General features: G+C 54.0%; 18 protein-coding genes and 3 pseudogenes. 8 read left to right on the top strand and 13 right to left on the bottom strand.

Annotated elements, in window-relative coordinates; all coding sequences use genetic code 11:
* The first annotated feature begins 199 nt into the window (after positions 1 to 199).
* The 3 genes from D3Z90_RS16645 to D3Z90_RS16655 are packed head-to-tail and all read left to right on the top strand — an operon-like array spanning position 200 to position 3,263.
* A complete protein-coding gene (locus D3Z90_RS16645; protein WP_136478982.1) occupies positions 200 to 1,354 on the top strand; it encodes a hypothetical protein in 1,155 nt (384 codons plus the stop codon).
* 37 nt (positions 1,355 to 1,391) lie between these two features.
* Positions 1,392 to 2,510 (top strand): glycosyltransferase family 61 protein, encoded by a 1,119-nt coding sequence (locus D3Z90_RS16650; RefSeq protein ID WP_136477109.1) that lies wholly within the window; start codon positions 1,392 to 1,394, stop codon positions 2,508 to 2,510.
* Between the two features lie 36 nt (positions 2,511 to 2,546).
* A complete protein-coding gene (locus tag D3Z90_RS16655; RefSeq protein ID WP_136477110.1) occupies positions 2,547 to 3,263 on the top strand; it encodes a glycosyltransferase family 25 protein in 717 nt (238 codons plus the stop codon).
* 185 nt (positions 3,264 to 3,448) lie between these two features.
* Here the strand turns inward: D3Z90_RS16655 and D3Z90_RS16660 are convergent, their stop codons facing one another.
* The 6 genes from D3Z90_RS16660 to D3Z90_RS16685 all read right to left on the bottom strand — a co-directional run bounded on the left by D3Z90_RS16660 (position 3,449) and on the right by D3Z90_RS16685 (position 9,949).
* Positions 3,449 to 4,261, bottom strand: a complete 813-nt coding sequence (locus tag D3Z90_RS16660) for a LuxR C-terminal-related transcriptional regulator (RefSeq protein WP_136477111.1) — start codon at positions 4,259 to 4,261, stop codon at positions 3,449 to 3,451.
* A gap of 93 nt (positions 4,262 to 4,354) precedes the next feature.
* Positions 4,355 to 5,836 (bottom strand): aldehyde dehydrogenase family protein, encoded by a 1,482-nt coding sequence (locus tag D3Z90_RS16665; RefSeq protein ID WP_136477112.1) that lies wholly within the window; start codon positions 5,834 to 5,836, stop codon positions 4,355 to 4,357.
* Positions 5,837 to 5,891: 55 nt separating this feature from the next.
* Positions 5,892 to 6,935 carry a zinc-dependent alcohol dehydrogenase gene (locus D3Z90_RS16670; protein ID WP_218571404.1) on the bottom strand — a complete coding sequence of 348 codons (1,044 nt, stop codon included), beginning with the start codon at positions 6,933 to 6,935 and terminating at the stop codon, positions 5,892 to 5,894.
* A gap of 93 nt (positions 6,936 to 7,028) precedes the next feature.
* Positions 7,029 to 7,616 (bottom strand): hypothetical protein, encoded by a 588-nt coding sequence (locus D3Z90_RS16675; protein ID WP_136477113.1) that lies wholly within the window; start codon positions 7,614 to 7,616, stop codon positions 7,029 to 7,031.
* 18 nt (positions 7,617 to 7,634) lie between these two features.
* Complete coding sequence (locus D3Z90_RS16680) at positions 7,635 to 9,071, bottom strand: APC family permease (RefSeq protein ID WP_136477114.1); 1,437 nt, start codon at positions 9,069 to 9,071, stop codon at positions 7,635 to 7,637.
* 215 nt (positions 9,072 to 9,286) lie between these two features.
* Entirely contained in the window at positions 9,287 to 9,949 is a 663-nt protein-coding gene (locus tag D3Z90_RS16685) for a TetR/AcrR family transcriptional regulator (RefSeq protein ID WP_256658242.1), read from the bottom strand.
* A gap of 153 nt (positions 9,950 to 10,102) precedes the next feature.
* Between D3Z90_RS16685 and D3Z90_RS16690 the strand changes: the two genes are divergently transcribed.
* Entirely contained in the window at positions 10,103 to 10,531 is a 429-nt protein-coding gene (locus D3Z90_RS16690; RefSeq protein WP_136477115.1) for a molybdopterin-binding protein, read from the top strand.
* Between the two features lie 77 nt (positions 10,532 to 10,608).
* Here the strand turns inward: D3Z90_RS16690 and D3Z90_RS16695 are convergent, their stop codons facing one another.
* The gene (locus D3Z90_RS16695) at positions 10,609 to 11,262 is read right to left on the bottom strand and encodes a hypothetical protein (RefSeq protein WP_218571405.1); all 654 of its coding nucleotides are present in this window, start codon (positions 11,260 to 11,262) and stop codon (positions 10,609 to 10,611) included.
* A 380-nt stretch (positions 11,263 to 11,642) separates the two neighbouring features.
* On the opposite strand from D3Z90_RS16695, the gene D3Z90_RS16700 reads away from it, so the two are divergent.
* The 3 genes and pseudogenes from D3Z90_RS16700 to D3Z90_RS27385 form a co-directional block, all read left to right on the top strand.
* Entirely contained in the window at positions 11,643 to 11,849 is a 207-nt protein-coding gene (locus D3Z90_RS16700) for a DUF6434 domain-containing protein (protein ID WP_136477117.1), read from the top strand.
* Positions 11,850 to 12,322: 473 nt separating this feature from the next.
* Positions 12,323 to 12,631 carry a hypothetical protein gene (locus D3Z90_RS16710; protein WP_136477119.1) on the top strand — a complete coding sequence of 103 codons (309 nt, stop codon included), beginning with the start codon at positions 12,323 to 12,325 and terminating at the stop codon, positions 12,629 to 12,631.
* 733 nt (positions 12,632 to 13,364) lie between these two features.
* Positions 13,365 to 13,522, top strand: a pseudogene (locus D3Z90_RS27385) (integrase); the annotation flags it as partial.
* Between the two features lie 590 nt (positions 13,523 to 14,112).
* Here D3Z90_RS27385 and D3Z90_RS16725 read toward each other — a convergent pair.
* From D3Z90_RS16725 to D3Z90_RS27130, 4 genes and pseudogenes are all read right to left on the bottom strand, one after another.
* Positions 14,113 to 14,655, bottom strand: coding sequence for a hypothetical protein (locus D3Z90_RS16725; RefSeq protein WP_136477121.1), 543 nt, complete (start codon positions 14,653 to 14,655; stop codon positions 14,113 to 14,115).
* On the bottom strand, positions 14,652 to 15,017 hold the full coding sequence (locus D3Z90_RS16730; RefSeq protein WP_136477122.1) for an ABC transporter substrate-binding protein: 366 nt from the start codon (positions 15,015 to 15,017) through the stop codon (positions 14,652 to 14,654). The genes D3Z90_RS16725 and D3Z90_RS16730 overlap by 4 nt, the downstream gene beginning before the upstream one ends.
* A 278-nt stretch (positions 15,018 to 15,295) precedes the next feature.
* Positions 15,296 to 16,180: pseudogene (locus tag D3Z90_RS16735) on the bottom strand (IS3 family transposase); the annotation flags it as partial.
* A 4-nt stretch (positions 16,181 to 16,184) separates the two neighbouring features.
* On the bottom strand, positions 16,185 to 16,439 hold the full coding sequence (locus tag D3Z90_RS27130) for a transposase (RefSeq protein ID WP_136477124.1): 255 nt from the start codon (positions 16,437 to 16,439) through the stop codon (positions 16,185 to 16,187).
* Between the two features lie 45 nt (positions 16,440 to 16,484).
* Here D3Z90_RS27130 and D3Z90_RS16745 point away from each other — a divergent pair.
* Positions 16,485 to 16,877, top strand: a pseudogene (locus tag D3Z90_RS16745) (integrase); the annotation flags it as partial.
* A gap of 35 nt (positions 16,878 to 16,912) precedes the next feature.
* On the opposite strand, the gene D3Z90_RS16750 reads toward D3Z90_RS16745, so the two are convergent.
* Entirely contained in the window at positions 16,913 to 17,461 is a 549-nt protein-coding gene (locus D3Z90_RS16750) for a hypothetical protein (RefSeq protein WP_136477125.1), read from the bottom strand.
* On the bottom strand, positions 17,458 to 18,399 hold the full coding sequence (locus D3Z90_RS16755) for a hypothetical protein (RefSeq protein WP_136477126.1): 942 nt from the start codon (positions 18,397 to 18,399) through the stop codon (positions 17,458 to 17,460). Before D3Z90_RS16755 ends, D3Z90_RS16750 begins: the two co-directional genes overlap by 4 nt.
* Positions 18,400 to 18,674: the final 275 nt, after the last annotated feature.

Consider the following 18,674-nt stretch of genomic DNA (forward strand, 5'->3'; position numbering starts at 1 on the left):
CGTCATTTAACAGGCCTAATACTGCTTCTCGACTGTGCTTGACAATCGTCGAGAGCGCATCTTTACTGACCATAAATATTCAATAACATTTAGTTACAAGTATTACCGCCACAACTAAAAAGTTATAAGAATTCAATTAACATCATTTTTGATTTTTTTAGAAGTCACTATTAGAAACTTCAAAGGATATCAAAGAAAAATGAGAGAACAGCTGGCAGTCGTGTTGCGCAAGCTCATCACTCCATCGGTGCGTTTCAAAATAAGAACCAACATGGCCTGGGCACGAGATATTCTCGGGCGGGCATGCCTGTGGAGTTGGGAGGTCGCCCGATTTCGCCTGCCGACCAGCAGTGACTATGAGATTCTTTATGTGGGCAGGAAAACCCGCCGGGACATGGCCAAACTGCTCATCGGCGGCAAGCCACAGTTGGAAGCCAATGCAGACGCCGGTACTGAGCAACCCAGCGCCACACCCCATGTTGTCGTCGTCAGCGAAATGCCCAGCGCGGGTGCGCTGTATGTGCCCCACTACTTGAGCGCCGTGATTCCCTTGGGCCGTCCTTTGGAAGAGATCATTGCCAGATACGACGGCGAACTGCGGCGCAACATCCGCAAGTGCCGCCCGCTGTACCGCATGCAGCAAGTGTCTACCGACGAAGAGATCGCCAAAGCCGATCGCGAAATGCTTCAGCCCTACGCCCAGGCGCGCCACGGCGTGCTCGCCAAGCAGTTCGACTCAAACGACCTGGCCCGCATCGCCAAGACGGTCGGCCGCCTTGACCTGATCCTCAAAGGTGATGAGGTGGTCGCTTGCCACTTTGGTTGCGTGATAACCAGGGACGGCAAGCGCTACTGGAGCACCCTGCGCTTTGGTTACCCCGAGTCGGTTTTCAACGACCCGAAGCAACTGCGCGAGGTCAATTCAATTACCACGTTCATGGCACTGGAATGGGCCATCGAACAGGGCTTTGACTATTACGATATCGGCCAGTGTCTGGCCCGCCCGGATGACGGTCTATTGAAATGGAAACGCCGCCGCGGTGGTGATGTAGACACATTGGGCAATCAGGCTTATATGTTCGTCCGTTTACCAAAGACCGGCATCGCCAAGTTCCTTTGGGAGTTCCCGTTGTTTGCCGTCGAAGATAATAAATTGACACTTCATCTGGGCCTGCCTAATGGGCCGAGTGACGAGGAAGTTGTCAATCGCTATCGCGAAATGGTGTTTGGCGGCTTATTCAAGATATACCTCTACTGCGCAAAAAATCCTGGCGAAGTGTTGCTGGAAAACCTACGTGACCGTTACGCCCACTTCCAGTCTCCGCCTATTGTCGAAAAAATCCCGTCTAACTGAACGTAGAAGATAGACCTCCATTGCGGGCAGGCTGTTCATGGAAAGCGATATCTCGGATGTACAAACGGCAGGGTCGGACCACAAGATCTGGAGCCTTGCCGCCTATCGGCAACTGGCCAGGGAGCGACTGTGGCGCAAGCCATCGCAAAGCCTGAAACAGCTTGCGGTCAAGACCTGGGAAATAGCGCCTGCCGAGGTTACCCCTGCACCCGCGGCGTTTTTCTTGCCCAACCAGTTGGAACGGGTAAGCGGATGGGAGGCCGCGCGTTTTTTTCCCTATGAGCACCCGCGCCGGACCATGGAAGGACTGGGCAGCGTGGAGCAATCGCCTACCCGCGGCTACCTGATCAAAGATGTACTGTTGATCGACGGCACACTGTACAAAGGCACTGCCAGCCACCGACTGTCCGATCACTCCAGCCGGCTGCCAGCCATCGTGGTGGAAAAGGAGATCGAGCGCGCCGCGGCCTATTGTTCGCCCTACGGCGCCCGCTGGTTTGGCACCTGGCTGGCCGAGGACTGCCTCACCTACGCATTGGCCTGCAACGAGGGTACGCCAATCACCACCGCGCCCTCTGCCCGCTTTCCGTTGTTCCTCCAGGCCCCGCCTTATGAGGACCTGCTAGGCATGCGCCCGCTTCGCCTGCACAACGCGTTTATCCGCGAACTGGTGCTGTTCGACGATGCGAGCCACAACAGCAACCAGTACCTGCGCCACCGAGCGCTTGGGGAAAAACTCCTCGCCCGCGTGAACTACAAGCCTCATCCGGGAATTTTCATCCTCCGTGGCGAAGCCGGTGATCTGCGCTTGTTGCGCAATGAGCTTGAGGTAGCCGAACACCTGAGGGTAAATCGGGGCTTTCGCATCATCGATCCGTTGAAAAACGACGTTGCGACAATTATCGCAGCCTGTGCCGGCGCACGCGTTATCGCTGGCGTCGAGGGCAGCCAATTGGTCCATGCCGTTCACATAATGGAGCCCGGCGCGACTATGCTGACGCTCCAGCCCCCTGATCGTTTTGTCTGCTTCTATAAATACCTGACCGACCGCGACAAGCAACATTTTGCCTTCGTAGTGGGCACACCTGATGGCAATGGCTTCAAAATCGACTTGAATGAACTTGAGCAAACCCTGGACCTGTTGCCGCCACCCTAGTACGCGGTGAACTGAATTCCACTGAGGACCTGATGGATGAACGTGATTGACTACTTTGATCAGACCAGAATCATCAATATTCCATCCAGAAAGGACCGCCGCGTAGAAACAGTGGAAGAGTTCAGCCGCAACGGCTTTCACATCGATCACAAGAAAGCCGGCTTTTTTGAGGCGGTTAAGCCCAGCGAAGAAGATGGCTTCCCCAGCATTGGTGCCAGAGGCTGCTTTATGAGCCACCTGGGGATCATAGAAGATGCAATTCGCCTGAAGCTGAACAACATCCTCATCCTTGAAGACGACATACAGTTCTCCAAACACATTGGTCAGTACGGAAAACAGGCCATCGCCTCGCTGGAAGGCATGGCATGGGACATCGCCTACTTTGGCCACCCGTTTGAAGGTAACGCTGACCTGCCAGCCTGGAGCGTGGTCGACCGGCCGATCCACTTGTCGCACTTCTATGCGGTGAACGGGGCGTTCCTGCCACAGCTGCGCGACTTTCTCCTGCAGATTCTTGAGCGCCCAGCCGGCCACCCAGACGGCGGCCCCATGCACTACGACGCGGCGCTCAATACCTTGATCCACCAGCGTAAGGATGTCCGGGCCTACTACTTCACCTGGAACCTCGGCTATCAAAGGCCCTCGCGTACAGACCTGCATGAACTGTCGGTGCTTGACCGCACGCAACTGCTGCGGCCGATAATGTTCATGCTGCGCAAGCTGAAGTCGTCGATGCTGCGTATTACGCGATAGTTCAAAAATACCTGACGAATGCCAGAACCATCGGCGGTGAATAGGCCTAGAAACGACCTTGCGTAGCCAAGGTGTCTGGGGATGCGGGTAACAGAACCAGAACACCCTGGTTTAGCGTTTCAGCTTCGCAGCTCAGCGCTGTAATGCGTTGAAGGTGCGTTTCGCAAAGGTGGCCTGAGGGCGCATCAATCTGTTGCAACTGCCATTGCAGGCTTACCCTTGATCGCCTGGACAAACAGCGCCAACAACTCGGACTGACTGCCGATTCGCAACTTCTCATACAGGTTCTTTCGATGAACCTTGACCGTCGCCGGGCTGATCCGCAGCTTTTGCGCGATGGACTGGCTGGAGTGCCCCTGCAACAGCAACCTGACCACTTCGCACTCGCGCTCGGTGAGCAAGCCACGGCCAAAGTTGGCAAAGGCTTCCTGGACCAGGTGATCGTGATCATCCAAGGGCCGGACTGCAACTTGCCTGCTTGCCTCCCATGCGGCCCGCACCGCGGCACTGACAACCGGAACGGCACTCTCCAGTTGGCGGATCTCATCATCATAGAACCGGGTGCGCCCGCGCCGGCGCATCAACGACAGGACAGCATGGGTGTCGGGGCCAAGGTTGATGAAAAAGCCGACTTCTTCACATAAACCAAGATGGTGGTAGTAGGTACGAAAGTATTCACTGTTGTAGAACTGATCCGGCGCCAGCTGACGCATGCTGTACACGCCTTCAGGCTGGGACGGTTGCGAGGCCAGGTAGAAAGGATCCAGTAGGTAGGGTCCCGTCTGGTACTCATCAATGAAGATGCACCGCTGCTCGTCGGTGAACGTGTCGAACAACGACAGCGGCCGATAACTTCCCTCATAGATGAACAGCACGAAATGATCCGCAATGCTCAAACGCCTCAACCAGGCGGCAAGGGCCTGTAACTGCCGACCACCGGCAGGTTGGCTCATTACCTCGACGACACTGCGCGTCCAATCAGTCAGGTGCATTTGCATGGTGTGATGCCTCTATGAGGTTCGGCCAACGAGACAGCAGGTGGCGCCCTGATGTTATCTTCAAAAGCGCCACCGGTGCAGCGGGCATGCGCCCTATTTGAGGTACCAGCCCCACTTCTGTTCACTGTCGTAGCGAGTGATCTGTTTAACTTCCAGGTAGTTGTTCAAGCCCCATTCCCCCAGCTCGCGGCCGATACCACTCTGTTTGTAGCCACCCCACGGCGCTTCGGTGAAAGTTGGCTGTGAGCAGTTGATCCAGACAATACCGGCACGCAGCTTGCGGGCCACGCGCTCGGCACGTTCAAGGTCTGCAGACATCACCGCGGCAGCCAGACCAAAGCGCGAATTGTTGGCACACCGCAGCGCTTCGTTTTCATCATCGAATGCACGGATACACACCACCGGACCGAAGATCTCTTCCTGCCAGATCCAACTGTCTTGCGCGACATCGGCAAAGATAGTCGGCTGCAAGTAGAACCCCTTGTCGAATCCGGCCGGTCGCGCGCCCCCGTACACCCGTCGAGCGCCCTCCTCCTGACCCCGAGCGATCGCCGCCAGCACTTTGTCGTACTGACCTTTGCTCACCAGCGGCCCGAGCAGTACACCCTCCTCCAGGCCATTGCCGATGCTGACTTTCTCCGCTTCCTGCTTTAGCCGCTCAAGCAATGGCGCATACAGATTGCGCTGGACAAGCACGCGAGACGTCGCGGAGCAGACCTGGCCCTGGTTCCAGAAAATACCGAACATGATCCATTCGACCGCGGCCTCCAGATCACTGTCATCGAAGATGATGAAGGGCGACTTTCCGCCCAACTCCAAGCTGATGTTTTTGATGTCGTGCGCGGCCGCCTGCATGATCCGGCTGCCCGTGGGCACGCTGCCGGTGAAAGCCAGTTTGTCGATCCCAGGGTGCTGCGCCAGCGCGGCGCCGGCATCCTGGCCCAGGCCTGGAAGCACGTTCAACACCCCTGCAGGTAGCCCTGCGTCGTGGGCAATACGTGCCAACTCCAGCGCGGTGAGAGGCGTCAGTTCGGACGGTTTGAGGACCATGCAGCACCCCGCAGCCAGGGCCGGAGCGACTTTCCAGGCGGCCATGAGCATGGGGAAGTTCCACGGGATAATCGCCCCCGCGACGCCGACCGGTTCTTTACGCGCCAGCGAACTGAAGCGCTCGTCGGCCAGGGCGACCGCCTGTTCACGTTCGCTGTCCAGACCTTCGGCAAGGTCAGCGTAATAATCGAAACAGCCTGCGGTATCACCTATGTCCCACAGCGCCTCGGGCAGCGGCTTGCCGTTATCGCGCACTTCCAGTACCGCCAGTTCCTGCTGTCGATCACGGATGCCCTGGGCGATGCGTCGCAGCACTTCGGCCCGCGCCGCGCCGCTCATCTGCGGCCACGGCCCCTCGTCGAAGGCGTGACGGGCAGCCCGCACCGCCAGATCAACGTCCGCGGCGGTGGCCGCAGCAACGCTGGCAATCAGCGTCTCACTACTGGGGTCGATGGTATCGAACGCCCCGCCCTCGACCGGGCCCACCCATTGGCCATTGATATACAGCTGAGTATCGGCATTCATGTTTGCACTCCAAGCGAGCAATACGGTTGACGCTTGCGCGCCAACCGCCTCGGGATCAAGAAATCTTCAGCACCTTGCGACCCACTACCGTGCCTTTACGAATCTGGTCGAAAATCTCGTTGATCTCATCCAGGGTGGTCAGGCTGGCCTGGACTGCAACCAGGCCATTGGCAGCAAACTCCACGGCCTCGTGCAGGTCTTGCCGGGTACCGACGTTGGAGCCACGAATGGACAGTTCCCAGTTGACGATACGGTCGATGGAGCTGCGCACCTCGTCGGCGGCGCCACCCGGCTGACCGATATAGATTGCCGTGCCACCAGGACGCAACAGTTTCACTGCAAGTTCGAATGCCTTGTTGGAGGTCGCCGTCACCAGCACACCGTGCACCCCACCCAGCTCTGCGTGAATGGCACTTTCCGGGTCATTCATCACGTTGTAAACCCGCTCGGCACCCAAGCGATGGGCCAGCTCCAGCTTTTCATCACTGACGTCGACCGCAACCACCCTCAGGCCCATGGCCTTGGCATATTGCACCGCCACATGACCCAACCCACCAATGCCGATGACCGCCATCCATTGCCCCGGCCGTGCCCCCGATCGTTTCAGGCCGCGGTAGGTGGTAACCCCTGCGCAGAGAATTGGCGCCAAGCCATATAGATCAGCGCCGGCCGGTACTTTTGCGACAAATGCAGCCGGTGCGATCATGTACTCGGCGTAGCCGCCGGGCTTGCTGTAACCGGTGGCCTCGCCTTGCTTGCAGATGGTCTCCATGCCGGCGCGGCAGTACTCGCAGGCGCCACAGGCGCTGTACATCCAAGGCACACCAACGGTGTCGCCTAGCGCATAGCCGGTCACGCCTTCCCCCAGTTCGGCAATATGCCCGGTGACTTCGTGACCGGGAATCAGTGGCAGATTCGGCGGGCTCGGCCAGTCGCCGTCGCAGGCATGCACGTCACTGTGGCAGACACCGCAGGCAACTACCTTGATGAGAATTTCCCCTATGCCCGGTTTTGGGATCGGCACCTGTTCAAGTTTCAGTGGCCCGCCAAGTTCGCGGAGAATGGCGGCGGTCATGGTTTTATTGTTCGAGTCCAACATGGCTACATCCTCATGAAACAACGGTTTTTGCCTAGCTCTGAGCAACACGCCCAGGTTGTTATCCAGGCGTGAGTCAGTGATCCGTTTCGACCATCAGCTGGCGAGTGCTACAGGACGATTGGCTTGAAGAATCAATGAGATTTGCTGAATGAGCAGCACCGTGCTGTCCACTTCCGCAGCGGTGGGTTGGCGTGCGTACTTCACCGGTGGAATAAGCATCCAGACGAAGTCTCCATAGTTGGGTGTCAGCACCACTTCACAGGCCTTGTCCGCTGGGTGGTAATGAATACTCAAGCCGCCCAGCTCCATCGCAGTACACAGGGGAAGTACTACGTCACTGGCGTTGAGCGGGTCTCGCAAGGCAGCGCTGATGGCGGGCCCGACAAACTTCGCGGTTCGGCTTGAAGGCTTCCAGCCTCGATAATTCAGACGGATAGTCATTGCCGTGGCCCCGAGGTCCGCGGCGACTTTCCAGCGCCAGCGGCAGGTGTAGATTCTGCCAATCACCTTGCTCGACAAGCGATGCTCCAGCACCAGCTCGTCCGCTGCCAGGCGATGATCGACTCCCGACACTGTGCGCGCATCGGTGACGACGTCGTGCCCCATGTATTGGTCAAAACGTGAAACCGTATCGCGCAGCGTTTGCTCGGCGCGCCGGTCGATGACTGAATAAAGATCCATGCTCACTCCGACCTACGGTTATTGGCGTTTCAACTGGGCAAGCAATACCGCTTCGCTGCCATTGTTGGACTCATCGATAGATTCGGAACGATGGACAATGCGTCGCAACACGTCATCCAGTGGCACGGGTTGGAACAGGTCCTGACCGGTCTTCTTCAGGTAGATAACGCCAAACGCCAGGATCAACGCCGAGCACACCACCGCGATACCCAGTACTTGGGCGTCTGCGACCAATGTCCCGATCATGTACAAGCACGCAGCGATACCAATCAATTGCGGCAACGGATAAAGCGGCGTCCGGAACGGACGGTTGGCGTTGGGATACTTGAAACGCAGAATCACTACGTTCACCTGGGCAATCAGGTACGACATCAACCAGGTGGTGCAGGCCACGCTGATCATCATGGTGATCAAGGCAATATCGGCATGATTGGCCATGGCGTAGACCAGCACGATAAGGATCAACGCCACCACGAAGAAGATACTGAACCATGGTGTTCTGGCGGTGGGGTGCAGCCAGGAGAAAATCTTCGGCAGCATGCCTTCACGCGACAAGCCATAGAGCATGCGCGGCACCGCGATCAGATAAGTGTCACAGGTGGTAACCGCAGCCAGAATCGAGATGCTGCCCATCAGAATCAGACCCGGTTGCCCGAGCATCGCCGCGGCGCCATCGACATGTGGAATGGTCGACGCGGCCAGCTCTTCCAGGGACAAGTAGCGCGTGATGCTCAAGCCGAAAAGCAGATCAACAAGCCAGATACTGGCGCAGCCAAAAATCATTGCCAGCGGAATGGTTTTACCCGGATTCTTGACCTCCTCGGCCAGGGGCGCAACGAACTCCATGCCGATGAACAGCCAGATCGCCAAACTCAAATGGCTGAATTGATCCTGCCAGGAAATCACCGAAAACGGCGGCTGCTCAGCCAATTGCGGCGCGGTTTCGAAACCGGACAAGCCCCAGACACCCACCAACCCAAGCATCAGCATCATGGCAATCGCCAGGGTGGTTTGCACCCGCCCGAACAGATCGACGCCTTTAAGGTTGATACCCACCAGCACAGCCAGGATCCCGAGGGAAAACAGATACCAGGGGAAACCGGTCAAGCGCTCAAGCGACTGGCCGCCGATGATCATGTTGGTACCACCATCGGTGCCCACCAGCACGATGTAGCCTGCCAGTACGGCGAACAGCGCAGGGAGTTTTCCCAGGGCGGGCAGCGTGTACTCCCCCACCATCCCCGCCCCCGGCAGCATTGCCGCCAGCTCGGAATAGGACATCGCGATACACAGAATCACCAGCAGCGCCAACAGCGCAACGACGCTGAAGGCCGGCCCGGAAACGCCGTAACCATTACCCAGCGCCACCATCGCGGTACCCGAAACCACCAACCCCACCGATGTGGAGTAGGCCGCCCAGAACCCCAGGCTTCGGCTCAACTTCAAACTACTCATAACGCACCTCTCCACTATTGTTGTTTTAATGAAAAGCGGTGTGACGTAAACAGGAAGTGGGAGCAACGCTATCAATGCGGTCAACGGGGTGTACATACACCGCGGGGGGTAGATGGATGGGGGGGATAGTCGGGGGCGCGACATTGCGTCGCTCGGCAGGTCCTGCGATAGCGTCTAGATGCTGATATCGGCGCCCTTGAGACTTCCGGGAACAATCAGTGGCCAGGACCAAGTCCACAACGCAATAACCGCGCGGCATTGCTGGCAGCCGCGTCGTAGTCCATCGCGTCGTGTTGCCAACCCGGGTTTTGCCAGCCTCGGCTGAGGCAGGACTGCGCCAAGGCCCAAATGGTAAGCAACACATGTTCCGGATCAACAGGCGCCAGCAAACCACGATCGATCCACTCGCGAATGCTTGCCACACTCCTTTGGGCCTGAACAGTCCAGGAGACGAAGAATTCACCGGGCAGGTTTCTGGCGCCATCGCGAAGTTCGGCAATGAATACTTTCGAGGCACCGGGTCGGTGTTCAAACAGGCGGACCATACGCACCAACGTTTGCGTAAGCGCGTCGAGCGGCGCCTGTGATTCATCCAGCACCGGCATGCACGCAGCCAGATAGGAAGGTGCGATGTCCTCGAGTAGCTTGGCGTAAATGTTTTCCTTGGACTTGAAGTAGTAATGCACATTGGATTTGGGCAGACCGGCCGCCTTGGCAATGGTCGATACTTTGGTAGCTGCGTAGCCCTTGTCAGCGAACGCTTCGCTCGCCGCGTCGAGGATAGTGCGGCGGACTTCCTCCGAGACATCAGCGCTGCCCCTGCTTCTCCTGGCAGTCAAAGGGGCATCGAGACGGTTGTCGAACGGCATGATGTACATCGGATATTTCCTGAATTGCCGGGCTAACGCCCGATGTTGAGGCGGCCTGAAACACGCAATATACAAAACTATACAGCGGTAGCGTAAGTACGTAGGCCGGCGTATTGTTCCGTTCGAGGTGAATTACCCCAATTCAACGTAAGGAGAGCAGCGATGAAGGTCAGTGCACGCAACGTGTTCAAAGGCAAAGTTACGAAACTGAACCCGGGCGCGGTGAACGCGGAAGTCGTCCTTGAATTGGCCGGCGGGGAGTCCCTGGTAGCGGTGGTTACAATGGAAAGCGCAAAAAGCCTGAACCTGGCACCGGGCAGCGATGCATTTGCCCTGGTCAAAGCGCCCTGGGTCATGTTGATGACGCAAAGCAGCGACATCCGCTTGTCTGCACGTAACTGCCTGGCGGGAAAAGTGGTGAGCGTGGCCGATGGCGCGGTCAACGCCGAGGTCGTGCTGGAGCTGCCGGGTGGCACCAAGGTCTACTCTATCGTCACCCGCGAAGCAGTGAATGAACTGGGGCTGGCTCCTGGGGTGAGCGCAACGGCGATCATCAAGGCGTCCCATATCATTCTAGGCGCCCCGGTCTGACCTCACCTTGCCCGCACTACAATGTCGTTGTTTCGTCCTGATAGCTGCGGCCAGTCAGGACGAATTCGGGGGTTGATCTATTTGTATCGAAGATAAAACCCGGATGCCGTTAGCACCACCGAGAACTCGTAGGTGATACCAGCGCTTCTCGTTGTTGACCTATAGACATTACACAGCAGCCTGCGATCACCCTCCGGTGGAATCAACGAAATCGGCCGTGTTTTATAAGTACTCAGATCGCGTGGCGCAGCCGTGAGTTCTCCCGACCTGACATCAGTAATTACAGCTACAGCGACCGTGTTAGTGTCTCTTGCCTTGATCCGAGCGCGGCGGACCTGATACTTCAAAGAATGGAGCGATTCCGAAATCAAGAGCACACACTGCTTATCGATTTCAGCGCCGAGGCTCTTTCCTGCATCCTTCTCACTCCACAAAAAAGCCTCGTGCCGGCGAGCCGACATAGGGAGCGCTTGATGCACAGAAAAACCTGAGCCGGACACAGGGGCATCAGCGGCGTAGGCGTATCTGACGGTTTTGTGAAAAGCACCTGTAACTAGCGTTGGATAGTTTTTTACCAGATAGTCTTTCACATAAGCCTCTGTGTACCATCGATGGTCAGACAAGACTCTTTTATCGTCTACAAAGGCAAGGGCTGGCTGCAGTGGGATCAGGGATAAGCCAACGATCGCGAGTGCTTTGAACGTCAGCAGGGCTCGTTGCAACATATACATCCTTGTTCTGTGGTGCGTCAGGGGTCGCGAAGATGATTGCTATCGAACATCTCGCCTGTTTAGTGGATTTTCCGGTAGGTAGCCGTTGCTACAAACACGGTGGAAATGTCGTATACCAAATCACCTCTGGTTGTTTTATACAGGAACTGCATAGGCCGGGGATGCCTGACTTTTCGGACGCTGTCCAGTTTGACGTAAAGAGGAGCCTATAGAATCAGGGGGCGATCCAAAAACCAGCCCAAGCATGATGAATTCTTCGGTTACATCATGCACTCTGCCCATCGGCAAATCCCATTCTCACCCCACAAAAAGTCGCATAAGTGTTTTGTGCCGCCGGCGGTGCTAGGCTCCGGTCGAATTCACCATCCAGGGAAATGGAAATGAGCTTTGACTGGCACGCAGGACCAATCACCCGGTCCACTCTCCTCGACAAGAACTACCGCAACACTCAGAAGGTCCGGCAGTTTCTGGTGAACGAGTGTGGCAAAGCCTTCAAGTTTGATCGAGCCCTCATGGCGTGGATCAAAAGCGGCGCCCCGTCCAACATGGGCGACGTCGCAGACGAATGGATGCGAACGCGTCGGTGATCAAGACGTTCTTCCATTCGCCCCTGCACCACCCCGCAGGTGCATAGCCATGGTTGCCACAATCTTGCAGCCAGTATCCACCGCAGTACGCGCCGGCGATAGCTGAAACAACGGATGAGCCGTAAGGCGCGTATCAGCGCATCTCTTATAAAAAACAGAAGCGGATAAAGACTACTGCCTCCTTATATTTATCGAGAAATATAGAAAATTTCGTTCAGCGTGCCAGCCATTAAAATAAAAAGTGAAACTTTCCCACACCACCACATAAGAAATAAATTGTAACAAAGACTCCTTGAAATATTCTAAACACCAAGAAACCAATATTTACCGAGCCAAAACGAGAAATCCAACTTTTTATAGCTGGATGGAAACCCAGTTCATTAAAACCGTACCCAGTGGTAACGTATGCTTTCGCAATGCTCAGTACTAGAAAAAACATGAGCAAACTTGTTGGTTGAATAAAGGATTAACAAATGACTATCGAGCGAGAGATTTTCTCGGCCCTTATCGCGCAAAACGCATTTCAAGGTGAAAAACCGAGCGTGCAAAGCTACGCCCAGCTCGCCGTCGACAAGGGGTTTAGAGCGCTTTCGTCAAAGCAACAGGCAGTGGTAAGCCCGTTCCTGCAAAAAAAATGCGAGGGCGTGAAAAATCCAAATGAAAAACATAACAACTGCCAAAATACTATAGGCGGTCGTGATTTGGTTACAGCGCTTGAGAAAGCAGAAAATTATAAAGAGTGGCGCTGCGAGAGCTGCCGCAATGAAGCTGTCCAACAATAAAACGACCTGGCTAGAGCAATAGTCTAAAACCCTATAAAAACAGCCAAAAAAACTTAGTATTGCTCTCGCCACAATCGATCGTTATTGCAGCAGGCCACCCCAGGCCTGCTCGCAGCGCTTTCTTTTCTTTATGCCTGATCAATTTAAAACTGAAATGCCGAAAGATTGGCCGGGTTGATTGCCAGCACCACACGACCCTGCAGGCGGCCTAGCCTGGCATTCTTTCCAGTTTACTTGTTGGCACCCAACCAGCCTCAGAACTTCCCTGCTTACGGCACCATGTCCACTCGTTCAGGTGGCTCTGGCCGAACAAGATATCTCCCGGATCAACGCTGAGCTCGACAGAGGAATAGTCTGCAATCGCTATTGCGCTGCGTTCATCGATGCGTTCGAACACCTGCGCTGGAACCCATCCACTCTGCTGAGCTTCGGTGGAGCAAGAATACCAGCCCGGCCAACCCTCTGGCCCACTGTACTCGTCACCGACAACCAGAAATGCTCCCTTCCTAAAGGAAATCGGCTCTGGGAGTTCAGGTCTATGACATTCAATAACAAGAAGCTTCAACGGTCTGATCCTTCAGAGGGTAGTGATTTGTAAATGATACCAGCTCCTCCACGGCTCCAAAAATCATCCAAAGTGAGGCATTTTCGAAGGCCTCAACGCTGCTCAACCGATGAGACGATGCAAGAGTCCTTGCCAAATCAGCTGCTTTAGAGGATGGCAGATCGTCTGCTCGCAACCCGGATCGCGCAGTTCCAATTCCGTGGTATCCGCCCAAAGGCAGCTTCCGAAATCAAGGGCATCAGGGGCGCCAGCCTGCTCTTGGGTCACACCAAAGGCGACATTGCAGGGCGTGTCCATCGAGGGTAGGGGCCATCGCCAAGCCTTAGAAATAGCGAAAGTTCTGGAAGCGATTACAAAGCGAATTGGAAGCGATGGGCTTCTGACGTTCCTAACCGTGTTCCCAAAACCATAGTTTCCGCCGCCCAAAAACGCAAAAAGCCCTGAATAATCAGGGCTTTAAAGATGGCGGAAGCGTAGAGATTCGAAGGCTAGGATAGTTGCCCATCGACGGTTTTCAAGTCCACAAAATTATCTATAAAAAACAATCAGATATTGAAATTAAGATTCCGCAAGTCACCCTCGCTGACTGGGCTACGACCCTTTCCCTGCAAGGGCCTATTTTTAGTTGCGGAACTGAATTCTGCTCCTGCAGCTTCGACAGAAGCTGAGTGACGAGCTGAAGCCGCTCTGATGGCTCGCTGTAGGATTGCGTGTAGACCCTCGAAAATCGCCCCTACCCCTGCTGAACCTCGATTGCTTGCATCCCTTTCGCCATACCATACCATCACATGAGTACGAAAACCTGTCATTACTATCTCAGGACTGCAGCTTTTGCTCTTTTACTTCCGATTACCCCAATCGCTACAACTTGAGAAATCACTAACATCAGAAACCAATCCAAAAGTTACACCAAAAGTTACATGTTGCAAATTCGCTGTAGTAAAACCTTGCACTCCAGCGCCGAGTTATATGAAGAAACTCCGGTGGACTCGGCAAAGCTCTCTGCCAGTGCTTCGCAATTTTGAATGGCCAAATCTTCTGCCTCTTCATATGAGTCAGCACGACCGATGCCATACACGTCCGCTAAACTTAAATCTTCCCGTTGCTCGCATGGTACATTGACCCACACCCATTGGTACGGATTTATCCATTGTTGCACCGTGCAGACTGACCGGAAGCGTCTTGATGTAGAGGAATTGCGTGTAGTAGCCAATACAGTTTTCCACGCCTTTCGATTTTCTTGCGCCTGTTGCACCACTGCCATCACATCACCGTCACGAACTACAGCTCCTTGAGCATTAACGTAGGCAATAGCTATCATTGGGCCAGATTTTGTTACTTGCTCATCATTGCAAACATTTTGAATAACTTCGCGTCGACGGTCCTCTGCATCCTGCCTTACAGAAGAACACCCCCATAGGACCATAACAGCACACATGGCACCGAAGACCCGCTTCATTCCGGAACCACCGTACAGCTCAGCCCTTTAGCAGCACATTCATCAACTTGAGAGATTTTCCTCTGTGTTTCGGATGTAGCCTCTTGCTGCTGCAAGTAATCTTTGACTGCACCAAGCTGATCAGTATTCAGCTTCTGCGGGACCTTTCCCGCCCCAAAAAGAGATGTGACTGCCGCAGGATCAAGGGCTATTTGCACATTAGGAGTAACGGGCCCAGTATTGCCATTAATGTCAGTAACGCTAGAGCATCCCCCGCTGACACTTGCTTGCTGGCAATTTGTGCTAGCCACACCCATGTGCCCTGTACATCCAACCATGAAAACCTGAAGAACAGGTATAACAAAAATCAATTTAGAATTCATAACACACCTCATATCAGGCGAGTCATATTCAGAAAAAAGAGTTCCAAGTTTAGTTGCTACTGCAGCCCTAAAATACAAAGCAGAAGCTAAGCAACGTGACTCAAACCATTGCAAGCTCTTCGGCCTACCTTTTACTAAAGCTAAAAAACCTAGGATGTCAAATTGCCTCCTCGGATTGAGACTTTGAGATCTAGGCTGACAGACTGAAGGTGGCGCGTTATCAAAATACTGCCCTTGAGGAAGTGGACTACCCCCACGCCGGTAGACATTTCCCGGCCTCATAACGAGGCGCTTTCAAAGGCCTCAGGACCAACGCCGCCCAGGTGACTGTGGCGGCGGGTTCGGTTGTAAAACATTTCGATGTAATCGAACACATCGGCCCTGGCCAAGTCACGGGTTTTGTAGATGCGCTTGCGGATCCGTTCTTTCTTCAAACTGCTGAAAAACGATTCGGCCACGGCATTATCCCAGCAGTTGCCACGCCGACTCATGCTCTGCTCAAGGTTATTGGCCAAGCAAAAGCGCTTCCAGTCATCACTGCCGTACTGGCTGCCCTGATCGGAATGCACCAGTACGCGCTCCTTGGGCCGACGGCGCCAGAGCGCCATCAATAACGCGTCCAGCGCGAGTTCACGGGCCAATGTCGGCTTCATCGACCAGCCCACGACCTTGCGTGCATAGAGATCCACCACCACGGCCAAATACAGCCAACCCTGCCATGTGCGGATGTAGGTGATGTCGGTCACCCAAGCCTTGTTGGGGGCATCAACTTTGAATGCTCGGTTGAGATGATTGGGTGCAATGATCGACGGCCGCCCGGCAATTGGGCGTGGCGTCTTATATCCCCTCAACGCCTTGATCCGGTTGGCACGCATCAACCGCGCAACGCGGTGTTTGCCGCAACTCTCGCCGGCTTCCCGCAGGTCGCCATAGACGCGTAGAGCACCGTAAACCCCTCGGCTAGCCGCATAGGAATCGCGGATCAGTTTCAGCAAGCGGTCGTTGTCCTGGTCGCGCTCAGAAACGGGCTTGTGCAGCCATTGGTAGAACCCGGCACGAGCGATCTGCAATACCCTGCACATCGTGGTAATTGCATACTGATGACGATGCTCGTTCATGAAGCGGTACTTCACTCGGGCTCTCTGGCAAAGTACCGCGCGGCTTTTTTTAAGATATCCCGCTCTTCTTCAAGGCGACGCATTTGGGCCCGTAGTCGCAGGATTTCACTCTTGGCTTCGAGCAATTCGCTGGCCTGCTTTCTGATTTATCAGGGGTGACGGCGCTCACCCATTTATAGAGGCTGTGAGTCGAGACGCCGACGCGTGCGGCAATCTCCGCGACTGAATAGCCGCGTTCAACTGCCTGACGGCTTCCGCCTTGAATTCCGGGGTGTATCGCTGGGTGCTCATAGACTTCCTCCAATGCTCAAAGCATAGGCCGGGGATGTCTACCTTTCCGGGGGCAGTCCAGACTTCTAAAAAACTGCGGATACAATTGCAGACAAACAACCAGCTAAACGAATTAGGACTACTTCTAGAGCGTCTGTTACAACAACGCAAAGAGCGCGGTGTGCGCAACCCCTACCTCATCACCACAGAGGACGGAAGGAATGTGACCGCATCGATGTTACGCCTCCGATTCGATGGAGCAAGGAAATCTGCCACTGAACAGGCGCTCGAAAGCCAAGACAACGTGCTAGCAGAACAAATCCAGCTCTTCCAGTTCAGAGATATCCGTCCTAAAGCTGCCAGCGAAATCGTTGACCTTGCGCATGCGAGCCGCTTGCTTGGGCATACCGATACGCAAATCACGGAGTATGTGTACCGGCGTGTAGGCGAGATCATTGAGCCCACCCGGTAAACCTGAACCGACACACACAAAAACCTACGTTACCGTTAGGAAGCCCTTATCGTTAGCATTGCATGCATCCTCTTAACGATCATAACGATGGTTAAAAGCAAATTGGACATAACAAAAACAATCAACGGAGTAACAATCACCTGTGAATACACCAAAACTAACTCTTTATCACCCACGCAAAATTTTGTTTTCAACTTAAAAATTACAGTATGCAAAAAGCAAAGAGCAACCAAAAAAACAGAACCCACGATGGAGAAACAAATATTGTAGTAGAGGTGTTTCAGAAGCTTCTTTTTGGCAGCGATTAATGGATCTGCACCACCAATTGCATCAAGCTTATTCTCTTGCTCGTATACTAAAACCAGCACAGACAGAAGCAAGGCAGTGAATATAGCGCCAAAGTTTACTAACATGGAGACCACATCCTTGTTCAGATTGTAGCCTGCCATCAACCCCAAGCCCGCCACAAGCAAAGGTACTAGAAAAAAGGTTACATAGTCAGCAATCGATCGACGGTCTTTCGGATCAACTAATGTGCCGATGTGACCTGCCACTATCTCGAGGATGTTTACCTTGCTGCTCATATATTCCCTCCCGCAACGACCCCCATCCCTGGGTAAATGTTATCTACCAATTCTTGCTGAATTACACCACACCACTTATGCAATGACTTCGGCACAGGGTTTCCAGCGAAGAAATCAACATCCTCTTCATCTATTGGAATTTCACAAACCTGCTCATCAGCGGGTCGACCAATAGTAAAAGTCCGCTTCTTACCGTTCAATTCGACAACAGCCTTGACTTGCGCACACATTGGCGAAAGATATTCAACCACTGAATACTCCTCGCTATTGGGATCGAGCAGGTCTTTCAGACGGCCCATTGCAGCCTTCGTCGGCGCCTTGATAATTAACTGCGATTCTTTATGACCAAGCTTTTTGATTTGATCAGCCAAATCATCCATGGCCTGAAATTTTGTCAGCTTGATCTCTTTAGTGTAGGCATTTTCCCAATCAAGAAAAGCCTTTTTGTACGCAAGCGGGTTCATCTGCAAATTCAGAGTTGTCTTCTTCTGAAAATGTGCTCTCAAGACATCATGTAGAAGCGTCTTAATACCATTCCCTTTAAACGTCTGGAGAAGCGCAACACCTTCGTTAAATCCTTTTGGCACAAAAAATCTAATATAGTGCCTGATTATCTCAGCATGCTTTTGCGTTTTTTCATAATCAACCTTCCCGGTCTCGATATCAATAATATCATTTTTGTACCCATAACTTCCAGACTCAAACCAGCCCGCCACCTCACGAGTAGCATCGAAAGTTTTCATTTCAAAGAAGCGATAGACCTGCTGCCCAACTTCATCTATTGAAAACTGATCATCCAACCCGCGAACAAAATCACAAAGCACTGTATATGCATCATGAGCGCCCAATTTATTTAACACTGCATATCTATCTTCAATATTTTTAGCAGTATTGTTAGGGTCAAAAAATCTTATAGAGTAGGGAGCGATCGCATGCATAAAATCGGTACATCCATGTCATCAGCTGAAACGAAAAAGTTGATTTAATCTGCCTTAGCTTATGCTGGCACATTGATAACTTCAAGGGAGACCGCCCAGCGGTAACCCGTGACCGGTCGGTGACACTGACCTAGAGGGATAGAGGAATCAGGGCCACCGCCATCTCATAAGGCCCGACGAGCTGGAGCCACCTCCAGAAAATGAGGTCTTGCTGCCTTCTCAGCTGCATTAGCGGATACAAGCGAAGAGATGCGGAAACGATAGAAAAAAATGCG

The sequence above is a fragment of the Pseudomonas sp. DG56-2 genome, assembly GCF_004803755.1.
Lineage (GTDB): Bacteria > Pseudomonadota > Gammaproteobacteria > Pseudomonadales > Pseudomonadaceae > Aquipseudomonas > Aquipseudomonas auratipiscis.